Consider the following 24,016-nt stretch of genomic DNA (forward strand, 5'->3'; position numbering starts at 1 on the left):
CCAGGTCAGCTGCGGCTGAGACGTTCCACCAGACGCTCCACCATCTCCAGCACCAGCGTCCGATCATCCGCCGTCAGGATAGATAGTAAGTTCTGCAGGCGGCGCGCCTGATCCTCCGGGCGCGAGCTACCTTCGGTCAGTAGGTCAGCTGTCTCGCAGCCGAAAACCGAAGCGAGTTCAACCAGACGCTCCACGTTTGGCATAACGACCCCGCGCTCGATACGTGATACGGCTTCACTACCGATCCCCAATCGCTCAGCGACCTGTTCCTGACTCAACTTACAACGCATTCGTTGGCGCGCAATCGCTTGGCCCACAACCTCAGCCAACTGCTTCGAATCGGTTTTTGACATGCCGTCCTCCAGAGCAACCTGAATGGTTGGCCATCAACCTGTTGACATGAAGGACCTCGCGAGCCGATACTCAACCCTAAAGGTTGATATTCGACCTTCTCGCCAATTCAAATCCCAAGCAGGGAGCACAAAGCAGCATGATCGTCGTAACTGGTCTGAATGAAGCGCAGATTGAAGGTCTCGTGAGAGGCAAATCGTCCTTCGAGGTAGTCGGCCTCAGAGGAAATTTCATGGAAGGGATCAAGCTGGTAGAAACCAAGATAGAGGCCCTCGGCATGAAGTGCCGAGTCAGGACAGATGTTAAAGGATCCCTGATCCAAGGCGGAGCCCTAGGAGCAGTCTTTAGCGTGGTATCTACACCCGCCACATTGGCCCTTGCCACATTGACCGCAGCAGCGGGGGTTGGCCATACGCTCGCAACTTACGACCCGGACTATGAAATCGTAAAAGATTACGTCAATAAAAAACTCAAAGTAGCCTATAAAAAACGGGCAAACAAAAAATAAATAAACCTTCTCAAATCATCGCAGACAAAGCACATGAAAGCCAAATCAAGCATACTGAAAACAGCAGGCTTATTACCACTATTATTCTCGCTTAATGCTCAAGCGGATGTTGACTATGGGTATCTATATCCAAGCACGCTACCCAACGAAAAATCAATGAATGATTTACCTTATGCAATTCCCTGCGCAGAAGCCAAAAATCAGTATGGCGCTAAATTCTATCGCTGCACTTGGTACACCCTACCTAGAAATATTACCAGGTGGGACGCTCAACAACAGCGTAACATTAGCTTCAGTAATCAGATAAGCGGCGCATGCCAGCGTGGCACCTGTCGTGCGTCCAATGGCTCGGGCGCCTATGGCATGTACGGACAAGACCTCAGCTTTACCCTGTCCATTTACTACTACATATATGAAAGCAAAGATGGCTACCCGATTGCCTATCGCATGGATGGTGGTCCCCACAAAAAAGGGAAAGAAGTTACCTACGCGCAAGCACGAACAACACTGCAAGAATTTTTACTCGACCACGGCATCAGTTCAACGACTGTAAAAGACACTGTCGGAGCGTATAGCCTTGACGCGCAAATTGGGATTAGCTCTTCCAGTGATGTTACCCCTCGGACTGAAGAAAACGTCATGACAAAACCCACAAAAAATATCGAAGTAAAGGAAGCATGGTGCAACCCACGTGCGGACGACGAGTGCACTATCAACGGAAATAAAGTAACTAAGGCGGAGCTTAAGCACTACCTCCCAGAGGTTTATGAACTGGAAGTTCTAAACGCTGGCGGATATTGCGAACATCCGATCTGCTATGACAAGAACGACAAACCTGTCGGCATTCACTAATATGCAAGGGCACGGAAACATTCCGTGCCCTTTTATTTTTTGTGCAGTCAGTGACAACCCCACACACGTGAAACATCCACTATCACACATCCAGCTGTTGGTATTAGCCCATGGCAACCCTTCCATGAAGGATAACCTGGAACTCCCCCTGAAAAAATCTGAGCAAATGACCACTGTTTCCTAAACCGTGAGACATAAGAAATCCAGTCACCATTAAGCGACTGGAATTTCTGAAGTTAATTGACTGGGACGAAGTAACTCAAACACTCGCCCTTTGCACATGCAGCAGCAAACGAGCGGCGCCGATCATGAGCTTGGCCGGCATATATAAATGGATGTGCCCATATACCTATCACATGGATGTGCTGTCTGCGTGTGCTTGGCGATATCGCAACCCGGCTCCTCCAAGGGTGCGCAATACCCTGTAGGAACCATCTCGTCGGTGATGTTGAATCAAACGGTTCCGGCTACTCACGCCATCTAACAAGCGAGCAATCTGCAGCGGGTTACCAACGCAAGTTCGACCACGTAACAGCAATCTTGGTCAGGCGATCTGCCACACGGCGTTGGCGATGTCAGCGATCACTTCCACCTGCGGGAAGTACACGGCATCGCGCTGAGCCATGCCCTGGACGATCGACGGAGCCTGAGCCTAGACCTGAACCTGTATCGCACCACCGACACCGGCAAGGCCCTCTTCGGACGCATCGACAACACCACCTGGAGCGTCATTTCGCGCTACAGCCAGGGTCCGCATACCTTCAGCCTCGGCTGGCAGCAGGTGGATGGCAATACACCGTTCGACTATGTCACCCGTGGCGCGATCTTCATCGGCAACGCCGTGCAGTTGTCCGACTTCAACGCCCCCAACGAAAAGTCCTGGCAGGCCCGCTACGATCTACCCTTAACAGAATACGTTTCATCAGGAGCAACCTTCACGAGCGAAGTTAGCAACAGGAATGTATTATTTTGTTACGAATTGGGAAGCCGGTGAAAGCCCGGTGCGGTCGCGCCACTGTAATCGATACCCGAGAGCCAGACCCCAGTTTTGTCGACAACCACAACATCCTGACCGAACGCGTCATTCTCCAGGAGCCTCGCATGGCCACTACCGTTGCCACTACCCCGATAGCGACTTGTCGCTGCCCTCGCTGCCACTGAGCGAAATCCTGCCCTGGGCGATTTTCGCTGGCCTGCTACTGCTGCTGGCCATCTATTTCGTCGGCGCAGAACAAGGTGCCACCTCACTGATCTCGGGTGCCTATGTGCATGAGTTCGTGCACGACGGCCGCCACATGCTGGGCTTTCCCTGCCACTGACCGAGGAACGCGACATGATTGGTAATCTCCTGCTGCGCGGCATGCTAGCCGGGCTGTTGGCGGGCATCCTCGCCTTTGGTTTCGCCAAGGTGTTCGGTGAGCCCTCTGTCGACCAGGCCATCGCCTTCGAAGAAACCATGACGCACAGCCATGATCACGGCGATGGCGCCGCTGACGAAGAAGAAGAGTTGGTCAGCCGGGAAGTGCAGAGCACCATCGGGTTGTTCACAGGCATGGTGGTCTACAGCGTGTCCATCGGCGGCATTTTCGCGTTGGTGTTCGCCTTCGCCATGGGTCGCATGGGAAGCCTGAGGATCGGCCCCCGTGGGCTGGCGGCTATTCTTGCCGTGCTGGCATTCATCAGCGTGATCCTGGTGCCCGCCCTGAAGTATCCAGCCAACCCGCCGGCGGTCGGTGATCCCGAAACCATCGGGCAGCGCACCAAGCTGTTCTTCCTGATGCTGGTAGTGTCGATCGCTGCGTTGGTGGTAGCGGTCAACCTGTTCCGCAAGCTGCTAGCCCGCAGCGGCGGCTGGACTGCAGCGGTCATGGCCATCGTGCTTTACACCGTGATCATGTCGGTAGCTGGCAAACTGTTCCCGACCATCAACGAGGTACCGAAAGAGTTCTCCGCCTCGTTGCTGTGGAACTTCCGTATCGCCTCGCTCGGCATCCACGTAGTGCTGTGGACCGTCCTCGGCCTGGTGTTCGGCTGGCTGGCCCAAGGCCCAGTCCTGTCGCCCCGGAGCCGGCATAACGCCAGGCTGCAGTCCTGACGGACCAGCTAACCAGGAAAAACCAGGACGCCTGATGGAAACATCAGGCGTCTTTTCCATTCAGGGTTTACCCCTGATCAGGCTCCAACACGGCAATATGCTTCAGGGGATACCGAAGCAGCAGCCGATGAAACATCAAAGAGGACCGCGAGGGTGAGCACTCAAACCGCGCCAAACTCGGCGAGGTTGCAATATTGTCCTTTGAAATACAGCAGGGGCTGCGTAGCAGCAGCTTCCTGCAGGTCCAACGCTTTCACTTCACCAATGACGATCAGGTGATCGCCCGCTACGTGCTCAGCGTGGATTTCGCAATCGAGCCAATGCAGGCTACCGGCAATGATCGGATTCCCCAGCGGCGATTCCCGCCATTCGACCCCACACCACTTGTCCGTGCCTCGCCGAGCGAACTGGTTGGAAATGCTGACCTGTTCACCCGACAGGATGTTGACCGCGAATCGACCTGCCTGACGAATTTTAGGGTAGCTAGCCGAACTGGACATTACGCTGAATGACACCAGCGGCGGGCTCATCGACACGCTATAGAACGACTGGCAGGTGAAGCCAATCGATTCGTCGTCCATGTGCGAGGTAATTACCGTGATGCCAGAGGCGTAGTGCCCAAGCGCTTCGCGGAAGCTCGACGGCTCGATAGCAGTACTAGGGAATGACATAGTAGATCCTGGGTATAAGGTACTGCTCGAACGTGCTGGAGACGGCCCGAGTCAGCCCGAGTATTCGGGCTGACCTCAAGCTGAGCCTGCGTTTACCACCTTCGAGTCAGGCTCAGCACTAGTTCGAGAGCTCTCTGCGGACAATTTCCGCGCCTGCACTCAGGGCACTGAGCTTGCCTCTTGTCACGCTACGTGGCAGCGGAGCCATGCCGCAGTTGGTGCACGGGTAGAGCTTGTCGGCGTCGACGAACTGAAGGGCCTTGCGCAGGGTATTGGTCACTTCCTCGGGGGTTTCGATGGCGTGGTTGGCCACGTCGATGGCGCCCACCATCACTTTTTTGCCGCGGATCAGCTCGATCAGGTCCATCGGCACGTGGGAGTTATGGCACTCCAGCGAGACGATATCGATGCTCGATTTCTGCAGCTTGGGGAAGGCTTCTTCATATTGCCGCCATTCCGAGCCCAGGGTCTTTTTCCAGTCGGTATTGGCTTTGATGCCGTAGCCATAGCAGATGTGCACGGCGGTTTCACACTTGAGGCCTTCAATGGCCCGTTCCAGGGTGGCGACGCCCCACTCGTTCACCTCGTCGAAGAAGACGTTGAAGGCGGGTTCATCGAACTGGATGATGTCCACGCCGGCAGCCTCGAGCTCCCGGGCTTCCTGGTTGAGGATCTTGGCGAATTGCCTTCTGCTTCGCTTAACAGCATCGGCGTCCCGGATTTCTGATTTCGCGGCTCAATGGCTGGCCCATCGGTTTCCCCTGTCAACGCTTCACCCTGCACCTCGCGGTGCAACATGCATGACTCGGGGTCTGGTTGATTCGCCATTTCTTACCAGTATCGAACTTTCATCGACTATCCTCCGCCAGCTTTAACTGGCGCACTAAGCGTCCGGCGAACTCACCTTCCGAACTCCAGCATTAAGGGCGATGGTGTCCACGTATTTTTAAGCGGACGCGATCACCCTTATCGCCAGGATTTCCATGCGCCAACGAAGCTCTTATCCGAAACCGTTCAAAGGCCAAGTCGTTCAGGAATGCCTGCAACCTGGCGCAACGGTTTCCAGTGGCGCCATCCGCCACGGCATCAATGCCAACGTCATCCGCAAATGGCTGCCGCTTTATCGAGATCAGCCCGCAGCGGCTTCGCTACCGGCGTTCGTCCCACTAAAAGCCGCACCTAAACGACCAGCCGAAGCGTCAGTGACCATCGAGTTGCCGATGGCTGGGCAAGTGATCACGGTGAAATAGCCAACCTCAGATCCCGAGGGCTGCGCGCAATTTATTCGGGCTGTCGCTCAATGATCCGCATCGATGCGATCTGGCTGGCCACCGAGCCGATGGACATGCGCGCCGGCACCGAAACGGCATTGGCCCGAGTGATCGCGGTGTTCGGTGCGGCGAAGCCGCACTGCGCTTATCTGTTCGCCAATCGCCGAGCTAGCCGGATGAAAGTGCTGGTGCACGATGGCGTGGGTGTTTGGCTTGCAACGCGTCGACTGAACCAAGGCAAGTTTCACTGGCCAGGCATTCGCCATGGTTGCGAGGTCGAACTCGACAGCGACCAACTCCAGGCGTTGGTACTCGGCCTACCGTGGCAGCGCGTTGGCGCAGGCGGTGTGATTACTGTGCTGTAAACGCCGGCCATTTGGCCGGTCTACTTGTCGTCGTCCCGCGTCTGCTCTGGCACAATCGGTGGCATGACTTTCTCGCCTAACCTCGACCAGATGACCCCGGAACAGCTTCGTGCCTTGGCGGCACAGGCGTTGCAGTTGCAGTCTCAAGTCGAGGCGATGAGCAAGAAGATTCAGAACGATGAAACCATCATCGAGAGCTCACTTACGAAATTGCTCTACTCAAACGCCACAAGTTTGCCAAGCGCAGCGAGCAAATCAGCCCGGCGCAAAGCAGCTTGCTGGATGACCTGCTCGATACCGACCTTGAAGCTATCGAGGCCGAGCTGAAACAGCTCCTTCCGGTTCCGCCACAAGCCGAGCCACGGCAATCCCCGAAACGTTCGCCATTGCCGCCGCAGTTCCCGCGCACGGTGCTTCGCCACGAGCCTGAAAATACCCAGTGCGCCTGCGGCTGCCAGCTTCAACGCATCGGCGAAGACGTCAGCGAGAAGCTGGATTACACGCCGGGCGTGTTTACCGTCGAGCAACATGTGCGAGGCAAATGGGCCTGTCGCCAGTGCGAAACCCTGATCCAGGCACCGGTGCCAGCCCAGGTGATCGACAAAGGTATCCCAACCGCAGGTTTGTTGGCTCACGTGATGGTGGCCAAGTTTTCCGATCACTTGCCGCTATACCGGCAGGAGAAGATTTTTGGCCGAGCCGGGCTGCCAATTGCCCGCTCGACCTTGGCGCAGTGGGTCGGACAAACCGGCGTTCGACTTCAGCCGCTGGTCGATGCACTGCGTGAAGCCGTGCTGAACCAGGGCGTGATCCACGCCGATGAAACACCGGTGCAAATGCTTGCGCCAGGTGAGAAGAAAACCCATCGGGCCTATGTCTGGGCCTACAGCACGACCCCGTTTTCGGCGCTCAAAGCGGTGGTTTACGACTTCAGCCCAAGCCGTGCTGGCGAACATGCGCGCAACTTCCTGGGCGACTGGAACGGCAAGCTGGTCTGCGACGACTTCGCTGGCTACAAAGCCGGATTTGAGCAAGGCATCACTGAAATCGGCTGCATGGCTCACGCCCGTCGCAAGTTTTTCGATCTGCACGTGGCGAACAAAAGTCAGCTGGCCGAACAAGCGCTGCACTCAATCAGCGGCTTGTATGAGGTTGAACGCCAGGCGCGGGACATGAGCGATGAAGACCGCTGGCGAATACGGCAGGAAATGGCGGTGCCGATAAGCAAAACACTGCATGACTGGATGCTGGCTCAGCGAGACCTGGTGCCCAACGGATCAGCCACGGCCAAAGCGCTCGATTACAGCCTGAAACGCTGGGTGACGCTGACGCGCTACCTGGACGATGGGGCTGTGCCCATCGACAACAATCAGATCGAGAACCTAATACGTCCGTGGGCACTCGGTCGCTCGAACTGGTTATTTGCAGGCTCGTTACGCAGCGGCAAACGTGCGGCTGCAATCATGAGTTTGATTCAGTCTGCGCGGCTCAATGGGTATGATCCGTACGCGTACTTGAAGGATGTTCTCACGCGCCTGCCAACGCAGCGGGCAAGCGAGGTTGCTGAGCTGCTGCCACATCAGTGGCTACCCGTTTCGCTCAGGAGAACTGATATGGACACGAACTTAATCCTTTAGGTGCATATTCATCAAGGCGTCAATGTAGGGTGCCTTATGCGCGAGATATTCGGCGATTCCTCCCCGGTTGTTAGCTTCGAGCCGCAGCTTCAAATCCTGGTACTGCTTGCGGATAGTGCTGTCTTCTCTCAACAGGTCGCGGAAACGTAACATCCGTGCAATCTGTCCATGACCAGCAACGCACACGTGTACTTTATGAGTTCTCACCCCATTAGCATCGCGACGATAAAAGTGATGTCCGGCGGAAAGATCTGTTCCCCGCACATAGCCCAATGTACGCATGAACTCGCTACGAGCCACCTCATTTTTATGCTCTGACACCACAACCAAGATGTCGATTTCCGGTTTGGCAGAAAGCCCTGGAACGGCGGTGCTACCAACATGATGAGTTCCGATAAGCTCAGCACCGAAGCCCTCCGCTATTCGTCGGATTTCGGCGGTAAAAAATAGCGGCCACTCGGGGTTGTATGGAGAGATTTCACTGGTGAGGGCCATCAGCTGTCCTTGCGTCATAGTCGAAGAGGCAGAAGATTAACCTCGGTTCAAAAATTTTGAAATTTCTCTGCCACAGCTTTGTTAGGAGACGGGGCTCGGAAGCCCCGACTGATTGTGATTTCGAGGACGCGTCTTGGCCGGACGCTTACGATCTTCCTTTGCTCGGGCAGATTGAGGCTCGGCCAACCAAGCCTAGTAGCCGCTGGGGTGCACCTTGAGGGTTTGGCAAAGGCGACGCACTGGGTAATCCGTCGAGTGCTTCTTGATGAAGGTGTACTTCAGCCGCACTCCTTGGCAAAGTACGCGGCGGCCTTCTTTAAGATGTCTCGCTCTTCCGTCACGCGCTTGAGTTCAGCGCGTAGTTTGCGCAGTTCGGCCTGCTGATCATCGTCTTGCTGACGCTGCTCTTCGGGCTTGCTGTAGACCTTGATCCAGGCGTAAAGGCTGTGCACGGACATGCCCAGACGCTGGGCGACATCGGCGACAGGTTTGCCTTTTTCGGTCACTTGCTTGACCGCTTCGATCTTGAATTCTTCGGGGTAACGCTGACGACTCATAGCACCTCCTATTTGGGCCTCATTATGAGGCTTGGAGGTGTCTACGAAACCAGGGGCGATTCACTGCATCCTCATCACCCGAGTCATTCACCTTCGATAGAGCCCTGACATTGCGATAAGTCGCTCTAATCATTGCCTTATAATAGCGGTTTTCTGGGGTGTCGAATGGCGTGGAGTCTGGAGGTGACCAACCAGCCGGGTGAGTGGTGGCCAGCTATGGCATTCTGATCCTGGTGCGCAAAGGCCTGAGCGCAAGCGCGTCGAAGCCAGACTGCCTGGCGTCGACGCGCTTTCCCTTGTCAAACGCCGGTCACCGGTTTCGTGAGCGTGCGCTTCAGGTCACGCTCCAATTGAATCCTCAGCGCTCTCATGAACTGTCTGACATTTTCATGCAGCGGTTTACCCGGTCTAAACACCATTAGGTTCCTGAACATCACATCCACACCGAAGGGTTTGACCACCAGTCCACGGCCCAGGAAGTCATGGACCGACACGGGGTCCACGAATCCGACGCCTAGCCCGAGCATGGTCATTTCGCAAATCGTATGCGAGTAGGCGGTAACCACACGGATATCCGGCTCAACCCCACTGTGCGCCAGCACTGCATCGAAGCGCGTGCGAGCGCTGTCTTCCGGGTTCATCGCAATGAACTCTACGCCTGCCAGATGTTCGGGGTGGACGATGTCGAGCTTGGCGAGCGGATGGGACGCAGGCATTACGATCACGCCAGGGTGATTTAGGAAAGGAGAGCTCTCCAGTCCTTGCGACGGCATTTCATCCGCCATGATGCCGATGTCGCATTGGCCAGATAAAACCTGCTGATACACCTCCTTGGAACTTAGTATCTTCAGTACGACGCGAATCCCCTTCTTGCCCACATCGAACGATGCCATGGCCCTCGGAATGAAGGTATTGCCGAGGGCGGGGTGAATAGCAATAGTCAACTCGCCGATGCCAAAGCGGCTCAGGCTCTTGAGCTTATGCTCGATCAGTTCAATCCCCACGAAAAGCCGGTCCACATCCACCATCAGCGCCAACGCTTCCTGGGAGGGAACCAACCTGCCCCGATCACGGATAAACAGCTGTATGGATGCGCGGTTTTCAAGCTTGCGCAGAGCCTGACTGACCGCTGACTGGGAAACTCCGAGCATTGTCGCGGCGCGGCTGGTGGATCCCGTGGTCATGATCGCACGGAAGATTTCGATGTCCCTGACGCTCATCGCCCACACCTATTAGCCTGGCTTATCGAGTAAGTATTCTACGGTCTTGAGCCGAGCTGGGGTCAAGCATCTAATGAAGCCTCCTACAACACTTTCGGCAAGGCCAAGCTCATGCGTTTTAAAGACCACGCGAACAACCCCTACGCCAGCCTATCCCCAGCCGTATGGCGAGGTTCTACAGTCGTCTTCGACTCGTTCGAAGACTTCGTTGCGCGAAAGGCTCGTCAACCCGATGGTTATAGCTACGGCGTCACGGGTACGCCAACTGCGCGTGGCCTGGAACAACGCATCGCATCCCTGGAAAACGGCAAGCATTGCATCGTCACGCCCTCGGGCCAATCGGCCCTGGTGATCACCACGATGGCCTTTGTCCGCGCCGGTGACCACATTTTGATCTCCGACGCTTGCTACGGAGGAATGAAAGCATTCGCGCAATCATGGTTGGATAAATTAGGCGTGGACGTCGAGTTCTACCCACCCACGATCGATGCAGGGATCGAATGTTTGATCCGTGCCAACACCAAGATGATCTGCATCGAGTCGCCAGGTACGGTGACCATGGAAATGCAGGACATCGCGGTGATTGCTGAAATCGCCAGACGCCATGAGGTGCTGACGATGATGGACAACACCTGGGCAAGCCCATTGAACTTCCGCCCCCTCGACCATGGGGTCGACTTCGCCATCGAAGCCGCCACCAAGTTCCTGGGTGGCCATTCCGATGTGTTGATGGGCAGCATCAGCTTGAACGATGCCGAGCACTACGCCCTGCTACGCGAGACTCAGAGCATCTTCGGCCAGCAGGTCAGCCCTGAAGATTGCTTCTTGGTCTTGCGAGGCCTGGAGACATTGACCATCCGGCTGAAAGAACAAAGCGCCAATGCCTTGAAAATAGCCCGGTGGCTCGAACAGCACCCCATGGTCGAGAAAGTACTGTTTCCTGCACTACCGAGTGATCCGGGGCACGCCACTTGGCAAAAACTCTTCAAGGGCAACGGTTGCCTGTTCTCTATGGTGCTCACGCCCGCGAGCGATACCGCCTACAGCGCGTTCTTCAATGCACTGAAGCACTTCCCGATCGGCGCCAGTTGGGGAGGTACCCACAGCTTGATCGCCTACTACCCCGCTAGCCAGCAGCAAGCACGGGCCTTCACCGATATACGCACCCCCATCATTCGTATTTCCGTAGGCCTGGAAGCCCCACAGACCCTGATCGATGACCTGCAAACGGCACTGGAGGCTTACCAAAGCGCGCAACGCTGATACCCGGCCCAGAGGTCGGCCTAAAAACAATGTGACCTCGATGATCATTCAATGCTGCCACCTTCGTCACCCCGAGAGTGACCATAACAACAAATAAGGATGGACTATGAAAACAATCACCAGCATGACGATTGCCCTTTCCCTGGCCGGTGTGCTCGGCTTGGGTATCAATAACGCCCACGCTGACGATAGCCTTGAGCAACTCAAGCAGCAGGGCCAGATTCGTGTCGCCAATACCCAAAGCAGCCCACCCTGGAGCTATTTGAACGACAAGAATCAACCTGATGGCTACGATGTCGCGATCGCCCATGAAGTCGCACGCCGTATTGGTATTCCCAAGGTGGTGTTCGTCGCCGACAACTTCAAGAACTTTGTCGAGGGTTTGAAAACCAACAAGTACGACGTGGTCATGAATGACCTGACGCCGACGGAAGAGCGTAAGTTGCAAGTGGACTTCTCCGAACCTTACGGCGTCGAGGAATTCAGGATCTTCCGCCTGGAAAAGAACACCCATATCAATGGGCGTGAGGACCTACCAGGGAAATCCCTGGGCGTCACCTCTGGTTCCAGCAACGAAAGCTGGGCGCGCAAGCACCTTCCCGAGTCGGAGGTTCGCACCTACGACAGCGGCGGCCTAGTGTTCAATGACCTTGTCAATGGCCGCATCGATTTCATCGTCACCTCGTGGTTCAGCGGAGAAAACTACCGCAAAACCAATAACCTACCGATTACTGCGGTTGGCGCACCGTTGACCTACCAACTGTCGGCCGCGGCGCTGCCCAAAGGCAGAGACTCGCTGAAGGGCGCGATCGACCAAGCCATCACCGCGATGATTGCCGACGGCACCGTAGATCGCTATGCAAAACAATACATCGGTGACTACTACCACATGACCGAAGGCATCCAGAAAGCCAAGGCCGAGGAGTAACCGATGTACGAACTCTTCTTGCGCTCCTTGCCGTTACTGCAGAGTGCCGTCTTGGTGACGTTGGGGCTGGGCTTGGGCGCCTTCGTACTGGGCTCCATCCTGGGTCTAGGCATTGCCCTGATGCGTAACTCCACCATCAAAGTAATACGGATGACGGCTTTCACCTACGTCTCGATCTTCCGTGGAACGCCATTGCTGGTGCAGATCCTGCTGATCTATTTCGGCCTGCCCTACTACGGCATCACCTTGGCTCCGATCCCTTCGGCGTTGCTTGCCCTGTCGTTGTTCGCCGCCGCCTACCTCAGCGAAAACTTCCGCTCCGGTATCAGTGGCGTCGATCCGGGCCAGTGGGAAGCCGCGCATTCCATGGGGATGGGGTATTGGACCTGCCTGCGACGCATCATATTGCCGCAGGCCTTCCGGATTGCCCTACCGCCCATGGGCAGTCGGTTGATAGGTCTCATCAAAGACAGCTCGCTCGCATCCACGGTGACCGTGGTTGAACTCACCCGAGTAGGCGAACAAGTGGGGGCGGCAACGTTCCGCTACATGGAAATGTTCCTAATGATCGGCATGATTTATTGGCTGATCAACCAAGTACTGACGGTGTTGCAAACCTACTTGGAAGGCCGTATGACGAGGCGTTACCGATGAAACATACAACTATCGAAGTAGCCGCATTAGCGAAAGCGTTCGGTGATAATACCGTGCTCAAGCATGTCGATCTTCAAGTTAGCGCAGGCGAGGTCGTCGTTATTCTTGGCCCGTCGGGCTCAGGAAAAACCACTCTGCTGCGTTCGCTGAATTTCCTGGAGCAGCCCGACGCCGGCGTCCTGCAAATTTGCGGTCATCGTGTCAACGTGCAACCAGACAAGGCACTGAGCAGAGCGGACCGTAAACAAATCAACCAACTGCGACAGAAAACCGCGATGGTGTTTCAGTCGTTCAACCTGTTCCCGCACCTGACCGCATTGGAAAACGTGATCGAAGGCCTGGTCAGCGTCAAGAAAGTTCCGCGCCAACGCGCCATCGAACAGGGTCTCGCTTTGCTCGAGCAGGTCGGCCTCAAGGAGAAGTCCAACAGCTATCCCGCCAGGCTCTCCGGTGGCCAAAAACAGCGGGTGGCCATTGCCAGGGCCTTGTCGATGGAGCCAGAGGTCATCTTTTTTGATGAGCCGACGTCGGCGCTTGATCCCGAACTGCGGGATGAAGTGCTAAGCGTCATGCGAAACCTGGCCAAGGCTGGCATGACCATGTTGGTGGTCACGCATGAAATTCGATTTGCGCGAGAGGCGGCGGATCGGGTGATTTTCATGGAAGGCGGCGTGATCGTGCATGACGCCGACAGCAAAACTTTTTTTTCGGATAACAACAGCGAGCGCATACAACAGTTCCTCCGCCGCCACTGAGCCACTGTCGACGTATTGAAAAGCAATAGAAAAGTTTAACGCTTAATACCCAGTACTTGAGTCGTACGCCGTGCCCACCACGATGGGCGATGTCGAGTGCGCGCAGTTCCAAATTGTCTTACCTGCCTTTCAACACAACAATAATTATCAATATAAGGGAAGAGACGATGTTTAATATTAAAACAGGTGGCATTCTACTCACCTTGGCGACATTGCATTACACCCCGATAAGTGTCGCCGCATTCGTGGAAGATCAAGCTGCGAGCAAGGGGTTCGCGGCTGACAGCAAACTCGAGATCAAGGCGCGCAATTACTACTTCAACCGCAACAAGACCCACGGAGCAGAGGATGACAAGGACTGGACCCAAGCGTTCCTGGGCTCCTTCTCTTCGGGTTATACCCAGGGTCTGCTGGGTGTCGGGCTGGACGCCTTCGGCTATGCAGGGTTCAAGCTCGATGGCAGCGACAAGTATTCGGGCTCAGGCAACCTGGTCACCGACCGCCAAGGCAGAAATCAGGACCAGCATGGCAAAGCAGGGTTAGCAGCCAAGGTGCGCATTTCCAAGACGGCCTTGAAGGTTGGCGCGATGCGACCTAATGCACCCGTATTCGCCGTAGCGGATTCACGTCTGCTGCCCCAGACAGCCACGGGCATCAGTCTGCAAAGCAGCGAACTCAAGGGCCTGGACCTCGAGGCGGGCCATTTCACCTCAGGCTCGAGCCAGGACGATACCAACCATGACGGAGAAATGTGGGCCACCTATGCAGGGGTCACCACCCCCACGGCGAGCTACATCGGAGGCCGCTATCGTCTCACCGAGCGAATGGACATCGGCGTTTATCACGGTCACCTCGAAGACGTCTGGGACCAGTACTACGGGAACGTCAATTACCTGCTTCCGTTGACCAGTAGCAGTGCCTTGCAGTTCGACGCCAATTATTACCACACCGCAGACGCAGGTAGCGAAAAGGCAGGAGACATCAACAACAATACCTATGCCTTGTCCGTCGGCTACAGCTTCCTTTCCTCGCACAAAGTTACCTTGGCGTATCAAAAGGTCAATGGCGATACGCCCTTCGACTTCATCGGCTTCGGTGACAACCGTCGCAGTGGCGGTGCGATCTTTCTGCCCAACTCCATTCAGTACTCCGACTTCAACGGCCCAGGCGAAGCGTCGATGCAGGTGCGTTATGACCTGAACATGGCTGGGTACGGCGTACCGGGCCTGTCGTTTGTCGCGCGCTACGTGCGTGGCAAAGACATCGACGGCACCCGCATGGACCCAGGCAGCCCCTATGCACGCTTTGGCTATGGGGAAGACGGTCGTCATAGGGAGACCGATGTCGAAGTCAAGTACGTGGTGCAGTCGGGGCCGGCCAAGAACCTGTCAATCCGTGTGCGACAGGCATGGCATCGGGCTAACGCCGACCAGGCCGAAGGCGACCTGAACGACTTCCGGATCATCACCGAACTTCCGATCTCGATTTTCTGACCGCGACAGCTCGGTGCTGCTCGAAGCGCCGAGCCCTTCTCCTACGTCCACCCTTCCGGTCCAGGCCTCGGTCGATGAGCGGGAGGACGGTACAACGCCAACCCTTTCAAATCTGTCACCAGAGGACGACTCACGTTATGAGCGCAACTCAGACCACGAAACGCACCGATCCGATCATAGGTTCGGTGCTCGACCGCTACAACTGGCAGCGTGTGACCTACCTCTTACAGCTGTCCCGACGCATGGATGAGCTGGAAGAGAAGGTATTGGTGCCCGCCAAGAAGGTGCTCTACCAGTTTTCGGCCAGGGGCCATGACGTGGCTCAAATCCTTCTTGGGCTCAAACTGACCGACCCGAACGATGCCGTCTGTGGGTATTACCGATCGCGGCCTCTACTACTCGCCATGGGGGTCGACCCTGTGGATGCGCTGGGCTCATCGATGGCCCGCGCCGGCGGCTACTCCGATGGGCGCGACATCGGCGTCGTATTCAATTACCCCAACCCCGGCGGCCCTTCAGCCCTGCCAATGTGTGGCGGTGTAGGGGCGCAGTACACACCGACGGCTGGCTGGGCACAGGCGATCAAGTATCGAAGCGAAGTGCTGGCTGATCAAGCCTATGATCGAGCCATCAGCGTCGTGCTGGGCGGGGATGGCTCGGTCGCTACCAATGGCTTCTGGGCTGCGCTGACCATGGCCACCACCCAGAAACTCCCAATGCTGTTCTACATTGAAGACAACGGCTTCGGCATTTCGGTACCTTCGACCTTCCAGACCCCGGGTGGCGATATCGCCGCCAACCTGGCCAGCTTCCAGGGCCTGCACATCCTCAGTGGAAACGGCTCGGACCCGCTGGAAAGCGCCCAACTGATCGAAGACGCCCTGGCCCATGTGCGAGGACGGAACGGCCCCTGTTTACTGCGGTTGAAAGTCCCGCGACTGCAAGGTCACAGTTTTCAAGACACCCAGACCTACAAATCGTCAGAGTTCGTAAAGCACGAATGGTCACTGGACCCCTATCCCAAACTGCAAGCGTTGCTGGTTCCCTCGCTCCTGAGTGCGACGGAATGGGCCGACATCGACGAACAAGCCAGGCAATCGGTTGAGCAAGCGTGCCATGAAGCAGAAATGCGACCGGTCAGCGAGCCGAGTCGGGTGACCGAGAACGTCTTCTACGAAACGCAGCCCCAACTGCGTGGAGGCCTGCTGCCTACCGGCAGCGTGGAGCACCCCGTGAGCGTTGCTCCCGAAACGCAGGGTCAGCGCATCAACATGGTAGCAGCCATCCGACGCACCTTGGACCGCGAACTTGCTATCAATCCGAAAGTCGTGGTGTTTGGTGAAGACGTCGGCCCTAAAGGGGGTGTCCATGCGGTAACCCTGGGTTTGCAGGAGAAGTACGGTTCAGGACGGGTGTTCGATACCAGCCTTTCGGAAGAAGGCATCGTAGGTCGGGCGGTGGGCATGGCGCTGGCGGGACTGATGCCGGTAGCGGAGATCCAGTTCCGCAAATATGCCGATCCGGCTGTCGAGCAGATAAACGACTGCGGTACCATGCGCTGGCGTACCAACAATCGCTTCGCCGCCCCCATCATCCTGCGTATTCCGGGTGGTTTCTTCAAATGCGGCGATCCTTGGCACAGCCAGACCAACGAAGTCCAGTTCGTCCACTCACCCGGCTGGAAAGTCGCCGTTCCGTGCAATGCCGAAGATGCCGTCGGCCTATTGCGCAGCGCTATGCGCGGGAACGACCCGGTAATTTTCTTCGAGCACCGGGCAATGCTCGACGCCGCCTCCGCTCGCCGCCCCTATCCTGGCGACGACTACCTGTTGCCCTTCGGGAAGGCGCGCAGTGTCTGCGACGGCGAGCAACTGACCATCGTGACCTGGGGCGCAATGGTCGAACGCTGCGAGCAGGCCTGCGAAGGACGCAGCGTACATCTCATCGATCTGCGCACCCTGATGCCCTGGGACAAAGAAGCGGTGCTCGTGTCCGTTCGCCGCACCCACCGCTGCCTGATCGTGCACGAGGACGCCGGTACCGCCGGGTTCGGCGCGGAAATCGCTGCGGTGGTCGCTGACCAGGCCTTCTTAGACCTCGATGCGCCCGTGGCACGCCTGACGATGCCGGACATCCCCAGTCCCCACCACCCTGCATTGATGGATTACGCCCTACCCTCGGTCGCCGATATCCGAGCCGAGGTCGATGAGTTATTGGAGTACTGAAATGACCGATCTGAACCTCACCGCTGCTGTTGCCACCGACGTCGTTGCCCCGATGCAACAAGATGGGACGAAGGCGGTACTGCGCACATGGCTGAAGAAGACAGGCGAGCAGGTTCAACAGAATGAACCTGTGGCAGAGCTGGAAACCGACAAGGTCGTCGTGGAAGTCTGTGCGCCCTGTGCGGGTCTGCTAGAAACGCTGTTGCAAGAGGACAGCGACGCCGCGCCTGGGCAGTTGCTGGGGCGAATCGCGCCTGCTTCGACATCGCACGATTCCCTGCCGCCCCCCCAAGCAGCACAGCCGCAAACCGCCAGAGCACCGATCGCCAGTGGCAAGGCAAGACTTTCACCTTCGGTACGACGGCTGATCGCTGAGCATGACCTGGACCCCGATACGATTCTCGGTACCGGCCGTGGGGGACGCCTGACACGCCATGACGTCGTTTCGGCGCTGGTCCGGCCAGCCTCTGCACCCTCGCCTAAAAACGTGGCGTGCACTCCCGAGAGCGTCGCGCGCCCGCCATCACCCCAGCGCCAGCCTGATTCGCAGGTAGATGCCGTCACACGAGTACCGCATAGTAGTATGCGCCGACGCATCGCCGAACATATGCTCCACTCGGTAACGACAGCGCCCCACGTAACGGCGGTGTTCGAAGTCGATTTCTCCGCGATCATTCGCCATCGGGAGCAGCATAAAGTAGCCTTCGCCAAGGAAGGGGTTAAACTCACCTTGACCGCCTACTTCGTGGCCGCAGCTTCACAGGCTATGGCCGTAGTGCCGGAGGTCAACAGCCGCTGGCATACCGACCATCTGGAGGTTCATCGCGACATCAATATCGGTATAGGCGCCTCGCTGGGAGACAAGGGCCTTATCGTGCCGGTCATTCATCGTACGCAGGAGCGGTCTCTGCTGGGTATCGCGTCTCGCTTACAGGTACTTACGGAGGCAGCCCGGACCGGAAAGCTGCAACCGGAAGACGTGCAGGGAGGCACTTTCACCATTTCCAACCACGGCGTATCCGGCTCGATATTCGCCACGCCCATCATCATCAACCAACCGCAATCAGCCATTCTCGGGATCGGCGCGCTGGAAAAGCGCGTGGTGGTCAAAACGCTTGGGGGCGTCGACTCCCTGCAGATATGTCCAATGACCTACGTCTCACTGACTATCGACCATCGAGTGCTGGACGGTAGCCAAACGAACGCTTGGCTCTCGCGCTTTGTCGAATGCATCCAGAGCTGGCCTCTGGAGTCTTAGCCTCGACACGGCGTTCTATCTGAATAAGCATCATGCCGAGAACCAGAGCGCATCAACATGACAACCCTTGCATCCTTGCGAGATAAGTGCTGGGGCTGGCGACCAGCCCTGGCTTTTTGACCTGACGTAAACCCTTCCAAAGTAAAGCGCCGGACCGACTTCCAGCTTAGCTACACCTTGGAAATTGAGTTCGGGAGCGCGCTCACCTTCATCTTCATCGCTCTGGACGACTTGGATCTCGTGAGCTGGTTTTTGATGCGCGGGCTGGGGATCGCGGGGATGAGGCAGTCCAAATTCATTGAGGTGTACGTAGCAAAAAAAGGTTCTTCACGGAATCCCGGGAAAGACAGAAACAAGAACGCCGGTTTGATGGATGATGTTCGTGCGAGCGAACACATCTACAAACCGGCATTCTTGTGCACGATATTAATACGTTTCTGCCTTTTTGGAGGGGCTTTTCTGTCATTTCCATGAGGCCTGACGGCGATGCCTTGCTGATCGACCTAATCCCTCAGTCCACCCAATTCCCCACCTGCAGCGGCTGCCATCAGCCCAGCACACCACCCACGAATACTGCCTGCGCTCGATCCGAGACCTCCCCATTCTTGACCGTACGGTGCGGTTGAATGTGGAACTGCGGGGGTGTTGGGAGCAGCGCATGCGGCAAGCGAATGGAGTCAGTCCGTTGGCTTGACCGTTACTCTCGGATGACTAAGCGCTTGGCCGAAGCCGTAATCCAGGCTTACCTACGACTGCCCAAGTTGCATGTCGCCGAGCTGTTTGGTTTGCATTGGGACAGCGTGCGCCTATTGGAGCGACGGGCACTGCAAGCATCATTGGAGAAACTGCCGAAGGCCCAGCCTACATCTGCACGATCTGTTGGCTGCTAACCAGTCGTTGATGACGGTTTATCTGATGAAGGCAGAGTTCAAAGCGCTGTGGTCACCCACCGCCACCTGGAGCTGGTGAACAGCCTGGAAACAGTGGCTGCGACTGGCAGATGAAAGACCAGCGCTGAAGCAATTCGCTAAGCGACTGAAGGGCTATTGACGCGGCATCCTGAGCAGGGTGCGCTGGCCCATGCACACGGGGCAGTTGGAGGGCATCAACAACCGGATCAAGGTAATCAAACGGATGGCGTACGGCTACCGGGACAGCGATTTCTTCATTATGAAGACCAAGAATGACTTTCCCGGCAATCCGGGAAGAACCAAGAAAAAATCCGTCTCGAACGTTTTTTTATGAGCGGAATTTGGGAGAGAGGAGAGAAAATAGGGTTGTTCATATAACTCGCTCTGCGTTTAAATAGGAAAATGATTTCATCGGATTGATGGCGTGATCATTGGCCGGCTTTGTTTCGTTCTGGCGAACACTCGATCTTAATTGACGCAAGGCTAAAGCGATTCAACCGATTTTTCTATATTCACCAAGTGGAATAGAGCATTGCTGCTGGCGACAGTAATCTTGTGGGCATTGACTTCACTGCCAAGCCGATGCCCTTGAGTTCAAGCGGGTAACCATCGGTTCAGGGGTGAGCTATGCGGATTTTGCCATCCCTCCTTTCGTACAGGCTCTAGGGAATAAACCACTCCCCTGAAGTGTTCATCCTTGTACAGCCCTATCGATCACCCATGGAGACCCACATGCTGGTTTACCGAGACACACTCCGAGAAGCTCTGCCGCTGCGTGAGCGCCCAGGCGCGATTGGTCTGGTGCTCAGCTTCGAGGGGCGCGCTATTACGTGTTCGTCAGCCGTCAGTCCCGTGAGCAGGTGGCTAACAGCGCAGTGGGCAACAGATTGAAGCTGCATGCGTAGTTGCTGGGAAGGACGCTGACAAAAGATCAGCATCAGGATGCTCTATCATGCAATGCTGCCGGTGGCATTGGGGCTGGCCACGCAGAACCAGGTCGACGCCGAAAGCCGGCACGCGGAAGAGTCGATGATCGAGCACTTCGATGAGTGCGTGCAGAATTTCGTCGCCTTGCGCGGTCGGCCGCCTGCGAAAGCCGAAGTCTTCCTGTCGCACTGCCCATGCCAGTCCAAAGACCCTGGCGCCAGCCCGGCGCGGATGCTTGCAGGGACCCGCTATGAAGCGACCTGCAAGGCCAAACTGACCAAGTTCTGCACCACAGGTACACGCTCTGCGATCTCGTGGAAGGTTTATTATCAATTTGATATGGGCACATCAAAACTGGATATCAATGAAAACCGTAGCAACCTCATCATGTGCAAACAGCCTGCCTTTATTAATACGACACGCCGCTAAGTACCGTCAGGCCAAGGGGGACAGCGAGCGCTGATGCCCCCTATCCCTGCTCCACCAACTGCGCGTGATACTGCTGCGGATTGACCCCATGATATCGCCGGAACACCTTGGCAAAGTGACTCGCACTGGCATACCCGACCGCCGCCGCCACCTCGTTCACCGAACATCGTCCTCCCAGCAACCCGGCGGCACGCTCGATCCGTACCCGCTGTAGATACTCATACACGCCGCTGTCATGCAGCTGGCGAAAGCCTTCCTTCAACTTGCGGGTATTGAGCTCCACACACTGCGCCAGCGACTCGATGGTCCAGTCATGTTCCGGCCGCGTTTCAAGCAACCTGCGCGCCCGCTCCACGCGCACCAAGTCACGGCCACCCAACGATGTTCCGCTGTACAGCGCCAGTTTCTGGATATGCGCAGTAAGCTGCCCCAACAATTCATAAGCCTTGCCTCGTAGCAGCAGTTCCCGCGCTACGCCCTGCAAGCGGCACCCCAACATTTCCTGGCCGATCCGCCGTACCACCTGCGGCGCGGGAAACTGCGCCACCCGCGCGGTCTGGTCCGATGAGGCGCTCTTTTCCCAGCCGCCGGACATATCGAACAACTGGTTGGCCAGTTCCAGCATGCCCAGGCGTTCGGCGGCGAAGCTGATGTTCACCCCGCGCCAGCAGGTGCTGGCCGGGACGAATCCGACCCCCTCTACCGCGCGGGTCGAATGGAACAGGCTGCAATGGTCTTCCCGCCAGCTCAGTGCCGGGGCGTCGGCAAAGCGGCGCCAGCCAGCGCATGTGTGATGGTAGGACACCGTCAGCGAGGCCTCGCAGGAGGCATCGAGCTGACTGTCCTGGTCGACCTGCCAGTCGATCAGGCGAATGTCCAGTTCATCGCCCTGCCCTTCGGTCAGCACCGGGGGAAGGGTTAGCTGCGAGTGATAGTGATTGAGCGACATGACAAGCGTCTCGGTCGTAAATCGAATGCGAATGATAAATTCTATCAACAAAAGTGCTGATCGAGCGCTTCTTGTACCGATCGCACGCGCGATTAATTGGCCATCTCCCGAAGATAGCGGCATACCTCCTGATATAGGCCCTGTTCCCATGCAATGCTCTTTGCTCAGCCTCTCCATAGCCATAGCCATAGCCATAGCCATAGCCATAGCCCTGGCCCTGCCCTGTCATGCACTGGCCGCCGAGCGTGTGACCCTGCCGTCGATGGAAGTGACCGCGACCAAACGTGCCCAGGCCCAGGACCAGACCAACCTGGCGCTATCGGTGGCCAGTGCTGCCGACCTTGAGCGTGCCAACGTCGCCTATACCGGTGAGCTGGAGCGGGTGTTTCCCGAGCTGCTGGTGCGCAATACCGGCGCGGGATTGTTCCCCAGCCTGAGCTTGCGTGGTGTGTCGTCGTCCGACCCTTACAACGCGCCGGTCGGTATCTATGTCGATGGAGTGCCGCAGTACCTGGGAACTTTCAACCAGCAGTTGCTCGACATCGAGCACATCGAGCTGCTCAAGGGGCCGCAAGGCACGCTGTACGGCCGCAACGCCCAGGCCGGTGCGCTGAACATCATCACCAGGCGCCCGGACAACCAACCCACTGCCACCTTGCAGAGCCGCTTCAGCAACCTGCACCAGCAGGTCGCAGCCACTGGCGCGACGCCATTGATCGAAGACCACCTGTACCTGCAGGCCAGCGCCTACCACGACGACACCGATGGCCAACTGACCCGTAGCCAGCATCATGGCGACAGCGACAACGGTGGCGGCAACCTGGCCCTGACCTTCACCCCCAACCAGGACCTGAGCGTCAAGCTGGCCTACGCCCGCGACCGGCTGACCTCCTACAACGAGCAATACCTGGCCGACGCGACTTACGAAAAGCGCCGTGCGAGCGTGCCGTTCATGGAGTCGGTCTACGTGCGCCGCGTCGAGACCAGCAGCGCTACCGTCGACTGGAGCCTGAACGACTCGCTCAAGCTGACCTCTATCACCGCTCTGCAGAATTATCGTCACGAGCGCCTGTTTGGCGACATGGGCTTCGCCTGGCCAGAGACGCAACGCACCGTCAGCCAGGAGCTGCACCTGGCGACCCAGGGGGCGGATCGCGCCTGGGACATGATCGCGGGTGTCTACTGGCAGCGCAGCCGCAGTCACTCGCAGCGCGCACCGGTCGATAGCGCGCCGCTGGCCGGAGTGTTCGGCGCTGCCGACAGCCGTATCGAAAGTACCGAGAAGGCACTGTTCGGTGAGTTCACCTGGCACCTGGCGCCGCGCTGGGACCTGACCCTGGGCCTGCGTCAGAGCCAGGAAAAGGCCGAAACCCGCTATGTGCAGCAGGATGCGGCGTTCACTCCAGGCTTCGTCTTCGACGATCACGACACCTTCAACAGAACCACGCCGAAAATCGCCCTGGGCTTCCAGGCAACCGCTGATACACGCCTTTACGCGTCGGTCACCAAGGGTTTCAAGGCCGGTGGCTACAACCGCATCGGCGCGATCGTACCGGGGGCGGTGGCCTACTCGCCGGAGAAGTCGCTCAGCACCGAGGTGGGCGTGAAATCGAGCCTGCTGGACAAGCGCATCTGGCTCAATGCCGCGCTTTACCGCATCGATATCGACGACGTGCAACAGTTCATCGGCGCGGCCGGTACAGGTACCCAGTCGCTCGACAACATCGGCAAGGCGCGCAGCGAGGGCGCCGAAGCGTCGCTGGACTGGCAGATCGGCGACGCCACCAAGGTGCACCTGGCCGGCACCGTCAACAGCAACCGTATGCTCGACTCCGAACGCCAGGGCAACCACCTGACCTACACCCCGCAACGCACCCTGCGCGCAGGCGCCGAGCACAGCTTCTTCTTCGATGGCCTGCTCGGCGAAATACGCCCAAGCGTCGGGCTGAGCTACACCGGCAAGCATTATTTCGACGTCGACAACCAGGTGTCCCAGGGCGGCTACAGCCTGATCGACGCGCGCCTGGCCTGGTTGCCGACGCCGGATATCGAACTGGCGCTGTACGGCAACAACCTGGGTGACAAGGACTATCGCACCTACTCCTATGTGTCGCAGGGCGCACAATTCAGCCAGCCTGGCACGGGCCGTGAACTGGGCTTGAGCACGCGCATCACCTTCTAAGCGAGCAATGGGGCCGCACC

21 protein-coding genes, 4 pseudogenes and 1 riboswitch are annotated in these 24,016 nt (G+C 57.3%); of the genes and pseudogenes, 18 read left to right on the forward strand and 7 right to left on the reverse strand.

From position 1 onward, the window contains the following. Positions 1-5 precede the first annotated feature (5 nt). Positions 6-353 carry a helix-turn-helix domain-containing protein gene (locus ACYU03_RS21780; RefSeq protein WP_302118615.1) on the reverse strand — a complete coding sequence of 116 codons (348 nt, stop codon included), beginning with the start codon at positions 351-353 and terminating at the stop codon, positions 6-8. Positions 354-490: 137 nt separating this feature from the next. On the opposite strand from ACYU03_RS21780, the gene ACYU03_RS21785 reads away from it, so the two are divergent. The 5 genes and pseudogenes from ACYU03_RS21785 (at position 491) to ACYU03_RS21805 (ending at position 3,806) form a co-directional block, all read left to right on the forward strand. Then, positions 491-859 carry a hypothetical protein gene (locus ACYU03_RS21785; RefSeq protein WP_176508814.1) on the forward strand — a complete coding sequence of 123 codons (369 nt, stop codon included), beginning with the start codon at positions 491-493 and terminating at the stop codon, positions 857-859. A 33-nt stretch (positions 860-892) separates the two neighbouring features. Further along, positions 893-1,711, forward strand: a complete 819-nt coding sequence (locus ACYU03_RS21790; protein WP_461886690.1) for a hypothetical protein — start codon at positions 893-895, stop codon at positions 1,709-1,711. A 607-nt stretch (positions 1,712-2,318) separates the two neighbouring features. Then, positions 2,319-2,654: pseudogene (locus tag ACYU03_RS21795) on the forward strand (OprD family outer membrane porin); the annotation flags it as partial. After that, positions 2,639-2,776: riboswitch (cobalamin riboswitch) on the forward strand. It overlaps the preceding pseudogene by 16 nt. Positions 2,777-2,847: 71 nt before the next feature. Continuing rightward, positions 2,848-3,030 (forward strand): CbtB domain-containing protein, encoded by a 183-nt coding sequence (locus tag ACYU03_RS21800; protein WP_461886691.1) that lies wholly within the window; start codon positions 2,848-2,850, stop codon positions 3,028-3,030. Next, positions 3,027-3,806 (forward strand): CbtA family protein, encoded by a 780-nt coding sequence (locus ACYU03_RS21805; RefSeq protein WP_461891523.1) that lies wholly within the window; start codon positions 3,027-3,029, stop codon positions 3,804-3,806. Before ACYU03_RS21800 ends, ACYU03_RS21805 begins: the two co-directional genes overlap by 4 nt. Positions 3,807-3,967: 161 nt before the next feature. Here the strand turns inward: ACYU03_RS21805 and ACYU03_RS21810 are convergent, their stop codons facing one another. Further along, positions 3,968-4,477 (reverse strand): flavin reductase family protein, encoded by a 510-nt coding sequence (locus ACYU03_RS21810; protein WP_461886692.1) that lies wholly within the window; start codon positions 4,475-4,477, stop codon positions 3,968-3,970. Between the two features lie 118 nt (positions 4,478-4,595). Then, the gene (locus tag ACYU03_RS21815) at positions 4,596-5,198 is read right to left on the reverse strand and encodes a uroporphyrinogen decarboxylase/cobalamine-independent methonine synthase family protein (RefSeq protein ID WP_461891524.1); all 603 of its coding nucleotides are present in this window, start codon (positions 5,196-5,198) and stop codon (positions 4,596-4,598) included. 262 nt (positions 5,199-5,460) lie between these two features. Here ACYU03_RS21815 and ACYU03_RS21820 point away from each other — a divergent pair, with 262 nt between their 5' ends. The 3 genes and pseudogenes from ACYU03_RS21820 to tnpC all read left to right on the forward strand — a co-directional run bounded on the left by ACYU03_RS21820 (position 5,461) and on the right by tnpC (position 7,750). Next, entirely contained in the window at positions 5,461-5,727 is a 267-nt protein-coding gene (locus ACYU03_RS21820) for a transposase (RefSeq protein WP_461886693.1), read from the forward strand. Between the two features lie 50 nt (positions 5,728-5,777). Beyond that, on the forward strand, positions 5,778-6,113 hold the full coding sequence (gene tnpB / locus ACYU03_RS21825) for an IS66 family insertion sequence element accessory protein TnpB (RefSeq protein WP_461886694.1): 336 nt from the start codon (positions 5,778-5,780) through the stop codon (positions 6,111-6,113). A gap of 63 nt (positions 6,114-6,176) precedes the next feature. Further along, positions 6,177-7,750: pseudogene (gene tnpC / locus ACYU03_RS21830) on the forward strand (IS66 family transposase). On the opposite strand, the gene ACYU03_RS21835 reads toward tnpC, so the two are convergent. The 3 genes and pseudogenes from ACYU03_RS21835 to ACYU03_RS21845 all read right to left on the reverse strand — a co-directional run bounded on the left by ACYU03_RS21835 (position 7,739) and on the right by ACYU03_RS21845 (position 10,022). Next, positions 7,739-8,245 (reverse strand): GrpB family protein, encoded by a 507-nt coding sequence (locus tag ACYU03_RS21835; RefSeq protein ID WP_461886695.1) that lies wholly within the window; start codon positions 8,243-8,245, stop codon positions 7,739-7,741. The pseudogene tnpC and the gene ACYU03_RS21835 sit on opposite strands and share 12 nt — an antisense overlap. A 195-nt stretch (positions 8,246-8,440) precedes the next feature. Continuing rightward, a pseudogene (locus tag ACYU03_RS21840) lies at positions 8,441-8,802 on the reverse strand (transposase); the annotation flags it as partial. A 299-nt stretch (positions 8,803-9,101) separates the two neighbouring features. Continuing rightward, entirely contained in the window at positions 9,102-10,022 is a 921-nt protein-coding gene (locus ACYU03_RS21845; protein ID WP_461886696.1) for a LysR substrate-binding domain-containing protein, read from the reverse strand. Between the two features lie 111 nt (positions 10,023-10,133). Here ACYU03_RS21845 and metC point away from each other — a divergent pair, with 111 nt between their 5' ends. The 9 genes and pseudogenes from metC to ACYU03_RS21890 all read left to right on the forward strand — a co-directional run bounded on the left by metC (position 10,134) and on the right by ACYU03_RS21890 (position 20,865). After that, positions 10,134-11,285 carry a cystathionine beta-lyase gene (gene metC, locus ACYU03_RS21850; protein WP_461886697.1) on the forward strand — a complete coding sequence of 384 codons (1,152 nt, stop codon included), beginning with the start codon at positions 10,134-10,136 and terminating at the stop codon, positions 11,283-11,285. A 106-nt stretch (positions 11,286-11,391) separates the two neighbouring features. Continuing rightward, positions 11,392-12,213, forward strand: a complete 822-nt coding sequence (locus ACYU03_RS21855) for a transporter substrate-binding domain-containing protein (protein WP_461886698.1) — start codon at positions 11,392-11,394, stop codon at positions 12,211-12,213. Positions 12,214-12,216: 3 nt separating this feature from the next. After that, a complete protein-coding gene (locus ACYU03_RS21860) occupies positions 12,217-12,867 on the forward strand; it encodes an amino acid ABC transporter permease (protein WP_461886699.1) in 651 nt (216 codons plus the stop codon). After that, positions 12,864-13,622 carry an amino acid ABC transporter ATP-binding protein gene (locus tag ACYU03_RS21865; RefSeq protein WP_461886700.1) on the forward strand — a complete coding sequence of 253 codons (759 nt, stop codon included), beginning with the start codon at positions 12,864-12,866 and terminating at the stop codon, positions 13,620-13,622. The genes ACYU03_RS21860 and ACYU03_RS21865 overlap by 4 nt, the downstream gene beginning before the upstream one ends. A 167-nt stretch (positions 13,623-13,789) precedes the next feature. Continuing rightward, positions 13,790-15,115, forward strand: coding sequence for an OprD family porin (locus ACYU03_RS21870; RefSeq protein WP_461891525.1), 1,326 nt, complete (start codon positions 13,790-13,792; stop codon positions 15,113-15,115). A gap of 137 nt (positions 15,116-15,252) precedes the next feature. Continuing rightward, the gene (locus ACYU03_RS21875; RefSeq protein WP_461886701.1) at positions 15,253-17,340 is read left to right on the forward strand and encodes an alpha-ketoacid dehydrogenase subunit alpha/beta; all 2,088 of its coding nucleotides are present in this window, start codon (positions 15,253-15,255) and stop codon (positions 17,338-17,340) included. A gap of 1 nt (position 17,341) precedes the next feature. After that, the gene (locus tag ACYU03_RS21880; protein ID WP_461886702.1) at positions 17,342-18,598 is read left to right on the forward strand and encodes a dihydrolipoamide acetyltransferase family protein; all 1,257 of its coding nucleotides are present in this window, start codon (positions 17,342-17,344) and stop codon (positions 18,596-18,598) included. Positions 18,599-19,014: 416 nt separating this feature from the next. Then, a pseudogene (locus ACYU03_RS21885) lies at positions 19,015-19,843 on the forward strand (transposase). 608 nt (positions 19,844-20,451) lie between these two features. Then, entirely contained in the window at positions 20,452-20,865 is a 414-nt protein-coding gene (locus ACYU03_RS21890) for a hypothetical protein (RefSeq protein ID WP_461886703.1), read from the forward strand. Between the two features lie 40 nt (positions 20,866-20,905). Here ACYU03_RS21890 and ACYU03_RS21895 read toward each other — a convergent pair whose 3' ends face one another. Further along, entirely contained in the window at positions 20,906-21,814 is a 909-nt protein-coding gene (locus ACYU03_RS21895; protein WP_461886704.1) for a helix-turn-helix domain-containing protein, read from the reverse strand. A 148-nt stretch (positions 21,815-21,962) separates the two neighbouring features. Here ACYU03_RS21895 and ACYU03_RS21900 point away from each other — a divergent pair, with 148 nt between their 5' ends. Continuing rightward, entirely contained in the window at positions 21,963-23,996 is a 2,034-nt protein-coding gene (locus ACYU03_RS21900; protein WP_461886705.1) for a TonB-dependent receptor, read from the forward strand. The last annotated feature ends 20 nt before the right edge of the window (positions 23,997-24,016 follow it).

This window comes from Pseudomonas sp. X10, assembly GCF_054889225.1.